This window comes from Flavobacterium lipolyticum (assembly GCF_020905335.1).
Taxonomy (GTDB): domain Bacteria; phylum Bacteroidota; class Bacteroidia; order Flavobacteriales; family Flavobacteriaceae; genus Flavobacterium; species Flavobacterium lipolyticum.
Genome location: NZ_JAJJMN010000001.1, coordinates 1628640 through 1646082 on the forward strand (window position 1 = coordinate 1628640; position 17443 = coordinate 1646082).

10 protein-coding genes are annotated in these 17443 nt (G+C 37.4%); 5 read left to right on the forward strand and 5 right to left on the reverse strand.

The window, feature by feature from the left end:
- Positions 1–141: 141 nt before the first annotated feature.
- On the reverse strand, positions 142–1683 hold the full coding sequence (locus LNQ34_RS07300; RefSeq protein WP_229999079.1) for a glycine--tRNA ligase: 1542 nt from the start codon (positions 1681–1683) through the stop codon (positions 142–144).
- A 98-nt stretch (positions 1684–1781) separates the two neighbouring features.
- Between LNQ34_RS07300 and LNQ34_RS07305 the strand changes: the two genes are divergently transcribed.
- Positions 1782–2465, forward strand: a complete 684-nt coding sequence (locus tag LNQ34_RS07305; protein ID WP_202700464.1) for a ComF family protein — start codon at positions 1782–1784, stop codon at positions 2463–2465.
- A gap of 84 nt (positions 2466–2549) precedes the next feature.
- Here LNQ34_RS07305 and LNQ34_RS07310 read toward each other — a convergent pair whose 3' ends face one another.
- Positions 2550–5246: a zinc-dependent metalloprotease gene (locus LNQ34_RS07310; protein ID WP_229999080.1), complete on the reverse strand. Its 2697-nt coding sequence runs from the start codon at positions 5244–5246 to the stop codon at positions 2550–2552.
- Between the two features lie 198 nt (positions 5247–5444).
- On the opposite strand from LNQ34_RS07310, the gene LNQ34_RS07315 reads away from it, so the two are divergent.
- From LNQ34_RS07315 to LNQ34_RS07330, 4 genes are all read left to right on the forward strand, one after another.
- A complete protein-coding gene (locus tag LNQ34_RS07315; protein ID WP_202700462.1) occupies positions 5445–6374 on the forward strand; it encodes a bifunctional riboflavin kinase/FAD synthetase in 930 nt (309 codons plus the stop codon).
- A gap of 253 nt (positions 6375–6627) precedes the next feature.
- Positions 6628–7065, forward strand: coding sequence for a hypothetical protein (locus LNQ34_RS07320; protein ID WP_017497388.1), 438 nt, complete (start codon positions 6628–6630; stop codon positions 7063–7065).
- 171 nt (positions 7066–7236) lie between these two features.
- Positions 7237–8325, forward strand: a complete 1089-nt coding sequence (bioB, locus tag LNQ34_RS07325; RefSeq protein WP_017497387.1) for a biotin synthase BioB — start codon at positions 7237–7239, stop codon at positions 8323–8325.
- Positions 8326–8406: 81 nt separating this feature from the next.
- The gene (locus tag LNQ34_RS07330; protein ID WP_202700461.1) at positions 8407–9273 is read left to right on the forward strand and encodes a cupin-like domain-containing protein; all 867 of its coding nucleotides are present in this window, start codon (positions 8407–8409) and stop codon (positions 9271–9273) included.
- 17 nt (positions 9274–9290) lie between these two features.
- On the opposite strand, the gene LNQ34_RS07335 is transcribed toward LNQ34_RS07330, so the two are convergent.
- From LNQ34_RS07335 to LNQ34_RS07345, 3 genes are all read right to left on the reverse strand, one after another.
- Positions 9291–12779: a T9SS sorting signal type C domain-containing protein gene (locus tag LNQ34_RS07335; protein ID WP_229999081.1), complete on the reverse strand. Its 3489-nt coding sequence runs from the start codon at positions 12777–12779 to the stop codon at positions 9291–9293.
- Positions 12780–13246: 467 nt separating this feature from the next.
- Positions 13247–13684 carry a T9SS sorting signal type C domain-containing protein gene (locus tag LNQ34_RS07340; RefSeq protein WP_229999082.1) on the reverse strand — a complete coding sequence of 146 codons (438 nt, stop codon included), beginning with the start codon at positions 13682–13684 and terminating at the stop codon, positions 13247–13249.
- A gap of 383 nt (positions 13685–14067) precedes the next feature.
- A complete protein-coding gene (locus tag LNQ34_RS07345; RefSeq protein WP_229999083.1) occupies positions 14068–17382 on the reverse strand; it encodes a T9SS sorting signal type C domain-containing protein in 3315 nt (1104 codons plus the stop codon).
- Positions 17383–17443: the final 61 nt, after the last annotated feature.

Sequence of the window (17443 nt, forward strand, 5' to 3'; positions counted from 1 at the left end):
TTTCATTGTTAATATATTACAAACAAATGTTAACACAAAAGGATGAAATGCAAAAATAATCGCCAAAATACACTATTCGGTATTAAAAAAGCCCAAATTCCTTAAAGGAATTTGGGCTTTTATATCTAAATGTCGTAAATATTACATTTTCATCAACCAGTTTTTCATTGAAACCTCGTTCTCGATGATGTCTTTTAATTCAGAGATCTTAACGCGATCTTGTTTCATTGTATCTCTGTGACGAATCGTTACAGTTTCGTCTTCAATCGTTTGATGATCTACAGTAATACAAAATGGTGTCCCAAGTGCATCCTGTCTTCTGTATCGACGACCTACTGCATCTTTTTCATCATACGCTACGTTGAAATCCCATTTTAAATCTTCGATGATTTTTTTAGAAATCTCAGGTAAACCATCTCTTTTAATTAATGGTAATACAGCTGCTTTTGTTGGAGCTAAAACGGCCGGCAATTTCAATACGGTTCTTGTTGATCCGTCTTCTAAAACTTCTTCTTGCAATGAAGTGGCAAAAACAGCCAGAAACATACGATCTAAACCTACAGAAGTTTCCACTACATATGGCACGTAGTTTTCATTCAACTCAGGGTCAAAATATTGCAATTTTCTACCGGAATATTCTTCGTGTGCTTTTAAATCAAAATCTGTACGAGAGTGAATCCCTTCTAATTCTTTAAATCCGAATGGGAAGTTGAACTCGATATCTGCAGCAGCATTTGCATAGTGTGCTAACTTTTCATGATCGTGAAAACGATAGTTTTGCTCTCCTAAACCTAAAGACAGGTGCCAATTTAAACGAGTAGTCTTCCAGTGTTCGTACCATTTCATTTCTTCACCCGGACGTACAAAAAACTGCATTTCCATTTGTTCAAATTCACGCATACGGAAAATAAATTGTCTTGCAACAATTTCATTTCTGAACGCTTTACCCGTTTGAGCAATTCCAAAAGGAACTTTCATACGACCCGATTTTTGTACATTAAGGAAATTCACAAAAATACCCTGAGCCGTTTCGGGACGCAAATACAAATCCATTGCAGACTCTGCAGAAGCTCCTAACTTCGTTCCGAACATTAAATTGAACTGTTTCACATCCGTCCAGTTTCTGGAACCTGTTTCAGGATCAGCAATTTCTAATTCTTCGATTAGTGCTTTTACGTCTTCTAAATCTCCATTTCCTAAAGAACGTCCTAAACGCTCTCTAATTTCTTTTTCTTTAGCCAGATATTCAATTACACGGGCATTTGTAGTAACAAATTCCTGCTCATTAAAAGCATCTCCAAAACGAGCACTCGCTTTTTCAATTTCTTTTTTAGCTTTCAGATTAAGTTTTTCAGCATAATCTTCTACCAAAACATCGGCTCTGTATCTTTTCTTTGAATCTTTATTGTCAATTAATGGGTCATTAAATGCATCAACGTGGCCTGAAGCTTTCCAGATTGTTGGGTGCATTAATATTGCAGCATCCAAACCGACAATATTTTCATTCATCTGAACCATTGATTTCCACCAATATTCACGAATATTCTTTTTTAACTCGACGCCATTTTGTGCATAATCATACACTGCACTTAATCCATCGTATACTTCGCTTGACGGAAAAATAAATCCGTACTCTTTTGCGTGCGAAACCACATTCTTAAATAAATCTTCTTGTTTTGCCATAGTGATGCAAAAATATAAAAAGTACTTTTAAAAAAAAGAAAAATAATAAAGTTTGAAGCAATGATTTGGTTATTTTTATAGCTAAATTCTTTCTATTTGTGTTTAATTATCTCATCAACCTCTTTTTTCCTAAAGTTTGTGTCGGATGTCACACCCTTTTACTTAGTGGTGAAACTATTTTGTGCACCCGTTGTCGCCACGAATTACCTCTTACTCAATACCATTTGAATCCAAAAAATGAGGCTGTGAAGAAATTTTATGGAAGAATCGACATGCAGCATGCATCGGCATTTTTGTATTTCAACAAAAAAGGAATTGTTCAGGAACTGATCCATAATCTCAAATACAAAGGTCATGAAGAAATCGGGACTTTTCTAGGTAATTGGTATGCCGAAGATTTAAAAGAATTACGTTTAAAAATTCCTTTTGATGTAATCATTCCTGTACCACTGCATCCCAAAAAACTAAAAAAACGAGGTTATAATCAGGTGACTACTTTTGGCACCACTTTATCTAAAAGTCTGGCAATTCCTTTTGACCCAGGCTTATTGTACCGAAAAAAATATTCAAAAACCCAATCTAAAAAAAATCTTTTAGGAAGATCCGAAAGCATCGAAAACATCTTCGACGTCAAATTTTCGAATGAAAATCACAACAAACATTTTTTAATCGTTGACGATGTATTGACAACGGGCGCTACCCTTGAAGCCTGTTCCAGAGCTTTACAAAAAATTCCCGGTGCCAAAATCAGCATTGTCTGTATGGCAATGGCAAATTCATAAGATAAAATTCCAATCCAAAAAAATCCAAACTCCAACAACAACAGTTATTGAAATTTGGATTTTTTTCAAAAATTTATCTTTTCTCTAGTATAGGACTATTTTCTTAACCGTTCTGCGCTCCCCCTCTATTACAGTCACCAGGTACATCCCTGCTGTAGCTCCTGCTAATTGAATATTTTGATTAAAATAAGGCGTTTTATCAAAAGAGTTAAAATATACTTGTCTGCCAAGAATATCGTGTACATAAACCTGAACTCTGTTGATTGAATCACTAGTAAACTGAATGGTAAAATTTCCTCTGTTCGGATTCGGGTATAAAGTAAACGCTACATTTTCAATATCAATCTCTCCTAAAAAAAATGCTTTATTGCAAATATTCAATGAAGCTGAATTTATAGTTCCAAAATTACCCGAAACTGCATCTCGAACTCTAAAACTCCAGGTTCCTTTAGGATCCTGACCGTTAAACACACTCAATAAATCAATTGGAACAACAATCTGACTTGTAGTTTTGGAACAATCTAAAGCAACTCCGGCATCGTCAAACTGAAGAGCCAAAGTAGAATTTATTCCGCCACAGCTGTTACGATTATATAAATTAACCACCGTACCCTGCGGATTTACTATTTGCAATTCGAAATCTGAAAGCTTATCGTGTGTTACATTAACCAAAACATTTACATCGGAAATTGTCCCGGTTGATGCCGGCACATTTACCGTTTTAGAAGTAAAGGAATTTCCGGAAGGAATAGCAAAAGCATTCCCGAAACTATAAGAATCACAAGTTGTCGTTGAAGTATACCCCACTGCAAACGACTTACTATTTAAAGCATAATAAATATTTGCTGTTGGTTCAATCTTAAGTCTGCAATTTGTTGAAGCAGTTACACTGGTCGGAATCTGAACGGTTTGCGAACCGTCATTCGGTGTGTTTGAGGCTAAAATTATTGGAAATGTCAGACCTCCATCTGTTGATAGCTTGATATTTACTGACGAAGATCCCTGTAGTGTACTGGTATTGTTCACTGCCCATGTTATAGTCTGGTTCGATCCTATTGGCCAACTAACGTCATCTGTATTTTGCGAAGTAACCGTAAATGGTCCGGCACTAGTTACGACCGTTGCAATCATTGTATCAGTATTCGTCTGTGCAACTCCCGATGCACCATTGTCTCTTGCAGTCAGGGTAAAATGCAATGTTCTTGCAACAGAAGAAACCGATTCCCAAGTTGTGGTCAACTTGTTCAAAAGTACAGTGTTCAAGTCGGGCATATAACGAACAAGTGAATTCCCCGGACGTACAGACCTAAATAAAGGTCCATTTGGTTTTTCAGGATAGGCTGTACTATTGCTGTTTGCAGTTGATGATCCCGACGCACTATCCAATTGCTCCCAGGTATAGGTCACACCAGTAACAGCTGAACCAGTACCGGTTAAAATAAACGGTGTACTAATCGGAATTGTATAATCTGCACCGGCATCAACTACCGGAGGATTATTTGCTATGGCTGTACTAACGGGACAATTCTTTCCAGACAACGTATTCTGGATTTGCAGAATGCTGGCGTAAGCAAAATAATCGTCTGAATGATTCTGAACATCATAGCCCTTAGACACTCCTGCATAACCCATTATAGTTGATCCGCTTCCCGGTTCAACATTTAAGCCTGTTCTTTCTGATCCATCAAAAGAAAAAGTATGATATCCTCCAAACTGATGTCCCATTTCATGAGCAACAAAATCAATATCAAAGCTATCACCTTCCGGTTTCTGGTCAGACGGTGATGTATAAGCACTTCCCTTCCCCATTGCATCAGACGGTGTCGGACTATCGCAAACACAGCCAATGCAACCTGCATTTCCTCCTCCTCCTGACGCTCCAAACAAATGTCCGATATCATAATTAGCTTCTCCAATTACACTCGTTAAAGTGCTTTGAACTTCTTTGCTCCAATAATCATTACCATCTGAAGGATCTTTAGAGGTTCCTCTATCTGGGTTAGAATAAGGATCTGTTAGCCCATTGGTATAAATTACAGCATCATTATTGGCAATTAATACCACTCTTACAGCGAGGTCTTTATTAAAAACAGCATTTACTCGCGCCAAAGTAGCATTCATTCCTGCCAATGCACCTGCTTTTGTACCTCCAAAATAAGCGGTGTATTCACCTGTACAAGACAGTGCCAGTCTAAAGGTTTTGAAAACTTTATTGTTTGCTGCCGATTTTGCAGTATTGGGTGAAGTACTTGAACTGGCTAATACGTCTGTTGTTTTACAAGTCAAGCGAGATTTTGAAGCTACATCATTTTTGGTAAACAAAACATAGGACGATTTGTCTTCCTGATTTTGCTCGATATATTCTGATGGCTTATCTGTACGAAGTACCATCGTCTGAACCCCAATTGGCGCTACACTAAAATAAATCTTCGCCGTCTTGTCGTCTAAACCGCGTCCTTCATAAGCTCTGATTTCCGGATATTTTGCCTGTAACTCAGGCTCAAAATTAGAAGATTCCCAAACTGAAAAACGTTCCAGTACACCTCCGGCATTAGGGAATGTAATTTCTGTCGAAGTATTTCTTGCTGTTCTAGCAGTAGTAACACTAAGTTTAGCCTTCAGAAAATCTGAATTCAGCTTATAGTACAATCGCCCTGATTGAGGCATAACTCCTCTTTTGCTTAGTGAAACAGCATCAACTTTTTGCCACAAACCATCATTTTGGGCATATACACCAGCACAGCAAAAAGTAAAAAATAAAAAAAGTAGGTTTTTTTTCATATTCTAAATATAAAAGTATATCAAAATTACGCGAATTAAATCAAAATCTTACACTTATTAGAGACAATTATACAGTTTTAAATTATAGACTGACCTATTTTCACAAAAACTAACAGTTGGAGCGTAAAAAATCAATTACGCTTAGCATTAAATTTAAAATAGAATAGTATAAATTTGCACCATCTTAAATTATTTGTTTTGAAGCTCTTTCATTCTATAAACGATTTTCAGTCAACCAAGAAAACAATTTTAACTCTTGGAACTTTTGACGGTGTACATATTGGCCATAAAAAAATTCTGGAACGCATTACCCAAAACACTGAAAACGGAAAGTATGAAAGTTTAGTGCTTACCTTTTTTCCTCATCCAAGAATGGTACTGCAGGAAAAATCAGAAATAAAACTTTTAAATACCATCACTGAAAAGTCAAAGCTTCTGGAAGCAACCGGAATCGAAAATCTGATCATTCATCCTTTTAACGAAAGTTTCTCCAGACTAACCGCTGAAGAGTTTGTACATTCAATTTTGGTAGATCAGTTTCATATCCAGAAAATAATTATTGGTCATGATCATCGCTTTGGCAGAAACAGAACGGCCAATATTGATGATTTAATCGCTTTCGGTCATGAATACGGTTTTGAAGTTGAGCAAATCTCCGCTCAGGAAATTCAGGACGTTTCTGTAAGTTCAACCAAAATCAGAATAGCACTCAGCGAAGGAAATATGTCTTTGGCAAATGATTATCTGGGCTATCACTACTTTTTATCCGGTGAAGTTGTTCAGGGAAAACAGCTGGGAAGAACTATTGGTTTTCCAACGGCTAACATCGAAATTAATGATGAGTATAAACTGATTCCTAAAGCAGGCGTATACGTCGTAAAAGTTTTGATCGATCAAAAAGAGGTTTCGGGGATGATGAACATTGGTTTTAATCCAACTGTTGACGGGCAAAAACAAACCATCGAAGTGAATCTTTTTGATTTTGATGCCGATATTTATGGTAAAAAAATTCAGGTTTCGTTATTACAATACCTGAGGGAAGAACAAAAGTTCGGCTCTGTCGATTTGTTAAAAGAACAATTGCATCTGGACAGAAAAAATGCTCTCGCATTTTTAAACAAAATTTAGAATAGCTTTCAACCTCTGAGTTGAAATCATTTTAACCAGAAAAAAAGTCTTTCCTTCTTAGCTTCCCATTTTTGGACACTTAGACCTATGTTTCTAAGTGTTACAATAAAAAATTCATCGTTTCTTTTTTAGGACAATGTCGCCTGACATACTTTTTACCCTTTTTAAATCATCGTAGTTATTTTTTTAGTAAATTTGACATAGAACTCTGTTTATCAAATATTTGCTATTAACTTCTTTAAAAATAACCATTATGAAATTACCTAAAGAAATTACCAACGGTTTTCTGATTTTCCTTGGAATTGGAATTTACTTTTTATTGATGAACGTATTAGGTTTAGCTCATTTATTCTATCTGCGAACCCTAAATGTCTTTTTTATATTTTACGGCGTGAATAAAACCATGCGAATGAATCTTCATGAAGGTGAAACTAATTTTGTATCAAATGCAGTCTCAGCAATGGCTACCTCTGTAGTGGGTGTAGCCTTAAGTGTTTTTGGACTGCTCGTTTACAGTTATGCCCGGGGTGGAGATGCTTATGTAAAAACACTTTCGGAAACTTTTATGTTTGGCGGAAATCCTTCGGTACCAACTTATTGCATCTGCTTACTTTTTGAAGGAATCGCTTCATCAGTAATCGTTACATTGATGATGATGCTGTACTGGAATAACAAATATGCAGCCGATTAATTTTTAAAAGTAAATCAAACTAAATAACACTCTAAAATCATAAAAAATTAAAATTATATGATTTTAGAGTGTTTGTTTTTTGAAAATAGCTGTCAAATATTCATTTACAGGATTGGGCATTGGTTGATTGGAACTATTTAACTACTTTTGGAGCATCAAAAAACTGCATCAATGAGCATTACAAAACACAATTGGACAAAAGACGAAATAATTGCCATATATAATAAACCTATGATGGACTTGCTGTATGAAGCAGCAACAATTCACAGGCAAAAACATGATCCTAACGTAGTTCAGGTATCTACTTTACTTTCAATCAAAACCGGAGGCTGTCCGGAAGACTGCGGGTATTGCCCACAAGCTGCACGTTATAACACGGGTGTTGAAGGAAACGATCTAATGAGTGTTAGCCAGGTTAAAGCACAGGCTTTACGTGCAAAATCCAGTGGATCATCACGTGTATGTATGGGAGCTGCCTGGAGAAATGTAAAAGATGGTGAAGAATTCGACCAGGTTTTAGAGATGGTTCGTACCATTAACAAACTTGACATGGAGGTTTGCTGTACCTTAGGTATGATTACCGAAAATCAGGCGCAGCGTTTGGCTGAAGCAGGTCTATATGCTTACAACCACAATTTAGATACTTCTGAAGAATATTATAAAGATGTTATTTCAACCCGTGGTTTCGAAGACCGTTTGCAAACTATCGAGAATGTTCGTAAAACGAATGTTACCGTTTGCAGTGGAGGAATCATTGGAATGGGAGAAAGTATCGAAGACAGAGCCGGAATGCTTGTAGCGCTTTCTACTTTAAACCCTCAACCGGAATCTGTGCCAATTAATGCTTTGGTAGCTGTTGAAGGAACTCCAATGGAAGAGGAAAAACCAGTTGAAATTTGGGAAATGATCCGTATGGTTGCCACTACAAGAATTGTAATGCCGGATACACAGGTTCGTTTGTCAGCAGGAAGAACTAACATGAGCCGTGAAGGACAGGCAATGTGCTTTTTTGCAGGGGCCAATTCTATTTTTGCAGGTGATAAACTGCTTACGACACCAAACCCTGATGTACATGAAGACATGAAGATGTTTGAAATGTTAGGATTGAATCCACAAAAGCCATTTACAAAAGTTTCACAACCTAAAACAGTTGAAGCAGCTGATTCTCAGTTCGTTCCTCTAGGAGAAAAACCAAAATGGTCAAGACCAGGACACACTATTGAAAGAAATCTTGAAGCTACGGCCAAATCAAAAATTTAAGAAAAAGAGTTCCTAAATCTCGATAAATATTTCTAAATTGCTTATAACATGTGTTATAAGCAATTTTTTTATTTAATAGAGATGAAGTTAAAGCAAATCGAAAGGGTAAAAAAAATCTCAAAGGCTGATTTTATTTCCCAGTATGTGAAAAATCAAATTCCTGTAGTTGTCGAAGAATTGACCGAAGACTGGCCAGCTTATCACAAATGGAAATTATCTTATATCAACGAAATCGCCGGAAATAGTATTGTTCCTCTATACGATGACAGACCTGTAAATCATGAAGATGGTTTTAACGAAGCTCATACCACTATGAAAATGAGTGATTACATTCATCTTCTGGAATCAAAACCAACGAACTACCGTATTTTTCTTTATAATCTGATGAAAGAAGTTCCGCTATTAAAAGAAGACTTTTTATGGCCGGATATTGGCTTGAATTTGGTGAAACAAATGCCAATGCTATTTTTTGGCGGAGAAAATGCACGGGTGTTCATGCATTATGATATTGACTACTCCAATATTTTACATTTTCATTTTCACGGAGAAAAACAGTGCATGCTTTTTGCTCCCGATCAATCCAAATACATGTACAAGGTACCACATGCCTTAATTTCAAGAGAAGACATTGATTTTGACAATCCTGACTATGAAAAATTTCCTGCTCTTAAAAATGCACAGGGATTTATTACCAATTTAAAACATGGCGAAATGCTGTACATGCCTGAAGGATACTGGCATTACATGAAATATTTAACCCCGGGCTTTTCGATGAGTCTGAGAGCTTTTCCTAAAAACATTACCAACCTGTCCAAAGCCTTTTACAATGTTTTTATTATGCGCTATTTCGATATCATGATGCGTAAATTCAAAGGTCAAAAATGGATTGACTATAAAAATGAAAAAGCCATCCGGAATACCAATGAAAATCTGCAAAAAACCTCTTAAGAGCATTCTTTATATTTCTAAAAAACTATTTTTCGTGTTCCTGTAGCATCATTTTCCAAAATCACTTTTACCAGTACCATCTGATTACCTGGTGTTAAATTTTGTATTTGAAACTCTTTATTCCCAATTTTACTTTTATTGAAAAGCAGTTTCCCCGACACATCATAAACAAAAACATCTTTAAGCTGTTCTTTTGACGACACATTTATTATTCTATTTTTAACAGAAACAACAATAGCATTCTTTCCATTTTCAAAATCGTCTGTTCCTAATGTTTTTCCGGTATAACGCAGCACTAATCGGTCTGAGAAGGTTCCGACTGCGGTTGTAAACGTATAATTGCTCTGTTTTAAATTATGAACTTCCCCAGTTGTTTTATCTTCGATATAAATAGCCTGTTCATTCATACTATCATCTACCTCATCAATTGAAATAGTAAAATCACCCGCGATTGTCGTACGATATCCTAAAGGAACAATATCAGTATCTACAAAAGGTAAAGCTCTACCCTGAATGACATAATTGTTTCCGTTTGCCACGCTAAAAAAATCGAGATAAGGGTTAGCATTAAAACTAATCCCGTCATAATTACTATCATATTCATTAGTCGCCCCCTCTATGTATCCTACCAGCAACTGTTTGAAAGCTCCAGTCGTATTGCTCATGTTTAACCAGATACGTTTTTTCACCAAAGTAACTTCCTTAGATGCACTTTCAGTTTTAAAAAACTGATTGTTATTGGCTCCACCTAATCGCATTGAATTGTTAAATTGTACTTTTCCTGCTGCTACAGTAGTCACAAAAAAGGATTGTCCGGCTGCTATTTTACCTGTTGGTTTAATTCCGTTATCATTTGCCGGAATGTCACTGTGCAATGGATCCGACTTTGCTGAAACCCCTCCACTTAAATTATAAGAAGCATAATCATCGGCTGAGTACTGATTTGTATAGGTTAGTTGTACAGGCGTATTATGCGTCCAAAAATAGATTGTTCCGCCTAGTATACTATTTGTACTTATAAGAGCATCAGCATTTAAAGCAGATGGATAAGGATTTCCTACCAAATAACTTTTTCCCGAGCTCAAAGATTCTCCTTCCAGACTTCCATTGTTTGGAACTCCTGAAAAAATTCCTGTGAAGGTTGTTTTAACCGTATTCGAATAGGTCTCCGGACCACGAATAATATACCCCTTGCCTACCACCATATTAGTTGTTCTGTCGGTAGATACCCATTGAGCACCATCGTAACCAAAATACTTTGTTGCTGATGTTCCGGACGAAAGGTCGATTAATCTTTGTGGATTTACCGGAGTGGACCAATATAAATAATCCTTTTTTAAAATTCCGGGACTTGTTCTCTCGTACGAAATATTTCCGGAATTAACTGCACTATTCACCTGAACCAAACTTGAACTGGTTTTAAAAGTCAAAGAGGTTCCTGCTCCCGAATTCACAATTAATGCATTCTTAACTGTTAACGTATTTGAACTATTTATGGTTACTTTTTTTCCGGCATTTATCGTACAGCCACAGCTATTCACATCTCCGGACGAAGAAAAATCATCTGCAAAAACAATATTCTGGCTTGTCGTTGGCGTCCCAAGTGACCATCCTCCTGCAATTGTATACGTATTCGTTGCCAAAGCATTTACGACAATATTCGACAATGACAAAGAAGCACAAGTGCCCGGATATTGTACTGTGAAATTATAAGTACCGGGAGCCAGACCTGTAATGGTATATTTAGTCCAATCGGCACCAACTCCTCCCGAATAAGTATTTGAGAACGTACCGGTTTGCGTAATCGTATAATCATTTCTGTTTGGCAAATTCTTTAAAACCACAGTTCCGGTAAGAACATCACAGGTGGGTTGAACCACCGGATCATTAAGTGGTGTACCAGGCTGCGTAAATGTGGTTATATTTTGTACTGTTGCGGTAACTGTAGCACTGGTTCCACAACCATTCTTTGATCTGAGTCTGTAATAATAGGTTGTACCTACAGTCAGTCCAGTAACTGTATAGGTCGTTACATTTCCGATATCAAGGGCATTATATCCTGAGACAGTAGTGGTAAATGTATTTACAAGAGAGACATCTAACAGATAACTCACCGCATTGACTTCTGCACTCCAATTTGCCATAAATGATGTGCAAGAAGTATTAGTGGCTGCCTGCAAAACAACATTCCCCGGAGAAACAGCAGGTTTGTAAGTTATGGTGTTCGAATAAGCACTCAAACAGGTCCCATTAAATGCTCGAACTCTGTAATAGTAAGTAGTCGCATTGCTTAAACTTGCGATATTTACCGTTAAAACATTCCCCACATTCAAACCGTTGTAGGTTCCAACAAAACTTCCAAAATTAATATCTGTCGAAAGATCCAATGTGTAATACGTTGATCCTGAAACAGATTGCCAATTTGCTGTAATCTGGGTACAGGTTGCTCCGGTTCCTGCTAAAGCAACAGGAGCTGTCCCGGATGACGTTACATTTACTGAAGCAGTATTATTGGCACTGATGGTTGAAGCACAATTATCGGCAGCATTGCCACTTGTTCCAGAAGTTAAAGAGGTAACTGTTAGACTTTTACTTCCTAAAGCTGAAAATCCGGGAGCTGTAAAAGTACCGGTTCCACTTGCACTTACAGTCATAGTTACCGGCGTCTGAGTTACTCCGTCTACCTGATAAGCAACGCTATATACTCCTACCGGTAAAGTACCGTTTAGGGTTATCGTTGACGATGTTCCGGAACAGATATTTACCGCTGAAGCACTCGTACTGGTCAGACTATAAGTTGCACAATCGTATGAGATAACAACTCTTCCCGGACCTCCGTCACCTCCGGCTTTCCCTGCCCCAAGAATAGAACTTTTAGCTCCACCTCCACCTCCGCCGGGAACTGTACCCGGATTTCCATCCGCTGTACCCAATAAAGATGAAAATCCGGCACCACCGGCACCACCACCATTTCCTCCATTGCCGCCTGAACCAGAAGCAGCTGTTAAACCACTTTGTCCGTCTACTCCTGCTCCACCATCAAATGTATTTGTACCCACACTTGAAGAAGCAAGACCTCCCGCTCCTTTGGCCGGAGTACCTCCCGATGTATTGGCTGTACCGCCACCCCCGCCCACAGCAGAAACAAGACCTGTGACCAGAGAGGTTTTCCCTGTCTGACCATTAACTCCGGTACCTCCAACACCTCCACCACCTGCGGTAAGAGAGATTGTTGCACCTGACGAAATTGTATATACTCCTCCGGCAAAAGCACCACCACCACCACCGGCAGCTCCTTTTTCTAAGCTTAATCCGGCACTAGTTGTACCACCTCCGGCACCTCCACCTCCCCAGGCACTAATTGTTAAAGATGTTGAACCGGCCGGAATCACAAAACTCGTAGTTAAATTTGTTGTTCCTGTTGCCGAGAAAGAGACTGTTTTAGTCTGTGCATAAAAAAATAAAGGCAATGCAAATAACTGAAGTGTAAGTAAATATTTTCTCATCGTGGTATTTTTTAATATTTAAAAACATAACTTTTCAATCAGACGAGAATCTGATTAAAGTAATTTCTAAATACCTCAAAAAATAAAACGCCGAAACAGGATAGACTAATCCTGATAGTACAAGTGAAATGTTGAAGTGAAGAGTACTTTTTGTTTCATTTAATCGGGGCATTTAAATTAGCAATCAGTATTTTAGGCAGGTAAAGAGTATAGACACTCTATTTATAAGCTTCAATAGAAAATGATAAAAATTAACTTAACAGGCTTTTAAGTATTTCAATCGTAAAGCAATAACCAAGGTACGATTTTATTTACATTAAAACTAAATATTTTCGATTTAATTGTGAGAATTTAACACTTATAACTTTTTCAATATGATCATAAACAGCATTTTACCAGTAAATATGGCGGTTTATGCTAAATATATTTACGATGATAAAAAACGATTATTCCTTTAAGAAAGTCATTTAAAGCAAAATTTTCCTTGTCATTATTTTCCCGTCTCCAAATTTAATTTTCACAATTAAAACCTGATGATAAGAATTGAATTTTGGCAGTTGAAATTCCAGATTTTCAATATTTTCTTTTCTATACAGTGGTTTGCCCAAAATATCAAAAACAGTTATTTGAGTGATTATATCCTGAGTTGAAATGACTTTAATAATTCTATCCTCTACCGAAATAAATACGTCTGGATTTTCCTCCGAAAAACTGTTGCTTGCTAAAGTTTCCTCAATATCAGACAGCACAAAACGTTCATTAAAAGTTTCCCGGTCAATAGAAAATGAATACCCTCCCTGTTTTGAATGGTTCTGTATTTTTAATTTTTCGCCTTTTAGAAATACAACCTTATTAAAACCAATTCCATTTACACAATCATTTGCTGTACTGCTACACAGTTGCACACCGATTAAATATCGACATAAAGTTTGATTAAGGCTTAACGTACAACTTTTTTTGTCGGATTGTAAAAATTCCCTTCCCACTGTATTTCCTTTTTTTCCATAATCAATCGCGCTAAAAAAAACAGCTGCTTTCCCTCGTTCCGCGTAAAGCCACGGACTATGAAAATAGTTCGTTAAAATCAGAAAAAAAAGCACTTTTTTTATCAAAATTGAAAGTTAAGCTGTTAAATTTTAACAAGAATTAACGCAAAAATAGACACTCTTTATGAAATCCACAATCACCAATTTTGGTGATTTTTTTAAACATCTTATTTTCTTAAACACAAAAAAATCCACTCCAAAAAACGGAATGGATTCTTTTTGAATGAACTCTTATTTAAAATTTACTGAAAAATAACTTTTCTTGTTGTTGTAAAATTACTTGCCAAAGCTACCTTAACCAATAAAACCTGATTGGATGATGGCAGGTTTTGAATTAGTAATTCTGTATTACCTACTTTCTTTTTATGGTAAAGCATTTTTCCTGACACATCATATACCACAACTTCCTTAATGTTCTCTTGTGAAGATTGTACCGCAATTACCTTGTCTTTTATCGAAACTAAAATCCCGTCTTTCAGGTTTTCAAAATCTCCGACACCTAAAGTTTTACCAGTGTAACGCAATACCAAACGTTCAGAAAAGTTCCCCACCTCAGTTTTAAAAGTATAATTACTTTGTGTTAAATCATGAATAACTCCAGTTGTTTTATCTTCAATATAAATCTTCTGATTGGTCATTTTACCATCAACCTCGTCTATTGCAATTGTAAAATTACCTGCAACGGCAGTTCGGTAACCTAAAGGAACAATATCTGCATCTGTAAAAGGTACCGCACGTCCCTGAATTACAAGTTTATTCTCATTACTGATACTATAGAAATCCAAATATTTGTTGCCATCAAAAGTTAACCCGTCATAATTACTATCATAATCATTAGTTGCCCCCTGTATGTACCCCACCAATAATTGCTTAAAAGCGCCTGTTGCACTGGTCATGTTTAACCAGACATGGCTCTTTTCAATCGCAGCTTCTTTTTTCGGATTCACAGATCTAAAAAACTGACCATTATCTGCTGTCCCCAGTCGCATTGAATTGGTAAAAAGAACTTTTCCGGCTGCTTTAGTAGTCACAAAAAAAGCTTGTCCTGCCGCTATCTTGCCTGTTGGTTTCATACCTTTATCAAATACTCGATCACTATTATAACCAGGATCTGATTTTGCCGATACTCCGCCGCTAAGATTGTAAGAAGCATAATCATTGCTCGTATACTGATTTGTCAGTGTAGAAACCGCAGCCGTATTATGAGTCCAAAAATAAAGTGTTCCGTTTATTACAGCATTATTTGCTGCATTAGCAATAAGATCATCTGCACTTACAGCAGACGGATAAGGATTTCCTATTAAATAAGCTTTCCCGGAAGCCAGCTGCTCCGTTTCTATATTTCCATTATTTGGGACTCCTTTAAAACTTGCCTGATAGGCAGCCTTAGAAGTATTCGAATAATTTGACGGGGCACGAATAATATAACCTTTGCCAACCATCATGTTATCAGCCTTATTCGTTTGCACCCATTGTGTGCCATCGAAACCGTAATACATGGTACTTGGTGTTAAAGGTGAAAGATTCACTAATGTTTGAGGGCTTACCGGAGTTGACCAATACACATAATCTTTTAACAATATAGGAGGCGTGGTACGCTCATAAGTAATATCACCCGTATTGGTTACGTTATTGGTTTGTACTAAACTTGCTGTATTTTTAAAGTTCATTGTGCCTCCTGTAAATACTTTAACATCATTCGCAATGGCCAAAGTATGTCCACCCCCGATTACAACATTTGCTCCGGAATTAACTTCACAAAAGCATCCGTTCACATCGCTTGTCGAAGTAAAATCAGAGTTAAAAACAAGTTTTTTGTCTATGGTTGGAGCAGTGCTCCAAATACCCTTATTATAAGTCGCTACTGATAAAGGATTAATCACAATATCCGAAGTTGCCAACGATGTACAATTTCCATTTCCAGCTGTATAGGTATATGTACCTGCTGCAAGATCACTATCTGTAACCGCAGTTCCGGTATAAGGTACCATGATCGCTCCGGGTGATCTCGTTAAGATTCCCCCAGTAGGAAGTCCGCTTAAAGCAATACTGCCAAAAGCCGTAACACAGGTTGGTTGTGTAACGGATCCCACTACTGGTTTTCCCAGGACTTCATTTATTACAAAATTCACCTTTGTTCTACAAACTGGAGAATCACCGGAACAAACCGCATAATAAGGAGTCGTACCCACAGTGTTAGTATCAATAAGACCTGAACCACTAACACCTACCGGATTGAACGAGACTCCGGAACCAATTTTGGTACCACCAAAAGCCATTGTATACCAATCTACTGTTGCCGGTAATGTATAATTAACTGTAATGCTAATATTTGTAATATTAGCATCCGGATCTTCATCATCATCATGATCTTCTCTAAATCGAAATATCCAACTTCCTGAAGGATTTGTATTTCCCCAAGATGCTAAAGGAACATCTATAACACTCCCTCTATTACTAACAGAGACGGGACTTATATCATTCAGCACTGTGCCCATCGCAGCTGGCGGCTGTATTCTAACCCGTACCTCATTCAAATACGAACGACCTATTGTATTATAACTTATAGTAGCATTGGTACTAGTAACAACAGCTCCAACAGGTAATGACGGGAAAATTATACTAATATCTGTGTTTCCGGAACCTCCGTAAACGGTGCTTTTTACTGTCCCACCACTACCGCTTGCAATCATAGGGGTTTGGGCAACTGCAACTCCTGAGCAAGTAAATGGAGCCGTTAGCGAACCTGAACCTCCCTGACAAATTGTAACACCCGTTGCAACCGAAGCTTTGTTAATCACAAAATTTACCATTGTTCTACAACCAGGATTATTGGTACAAGCCGCATAATAAGGAGTTGTACCCGCAGTATTGGTATCCATAAGACCTGAACCGCTAACACCTACCGGATTAAATGAAATCCCTGAACCAATTTTTGTTCCTCCGGAGGCTGATGTATACCAGTCTACTTCCGGCAAAACATAATTAACTCTAATGGTAATGTTTGTAATATTTGCATCAGTATTTACAGAAACATCAAGAAAGGACTCTCTAAATGCAAATACCCAAGTCCCGGATGGGTTCCCAGTACCCCATATTCCTAATGGCACATTAGTTGAAGTCCCTGGACTATCGAGTGTAGGAACAGGGTTCAAATCACTCTGAACTGCTCCAACTGCTGTTGGGGGTGTTGCCTTAACCCTCAACTCACTTCTAAAGGAAAAACCATTTGCCTTAAAACTTATCGTAACATTTGTAGACGTTACTATTGCCCCCGCCGGTAACGAAGGAACATTTATGGTAATGTCTGTATTTGCACGATCACCATAAACTATGCTATTGGATACTCCTCCGCTGCCTCTGGCAGTTACAGGGGTTTGGGCAACTGCAGCACAGCTAGATGAAACGGTTAAAAAACCTGAACCTCCTTCACAAATTGTAACACCGGCAGCAACAGGACAGTTTCCGTTTTGCATTGTATTACCTTGTTGAGCTAAAAGTATCGAACCATGGAAGCAGTCTGCCAAAACAAGGAAAAAAAGTATTTTTTTAATCATAACTCTAGGGGCTTAAGTTTTTCTTTGATCATAATTTGGCCTAAAACTACAACCCTTATAT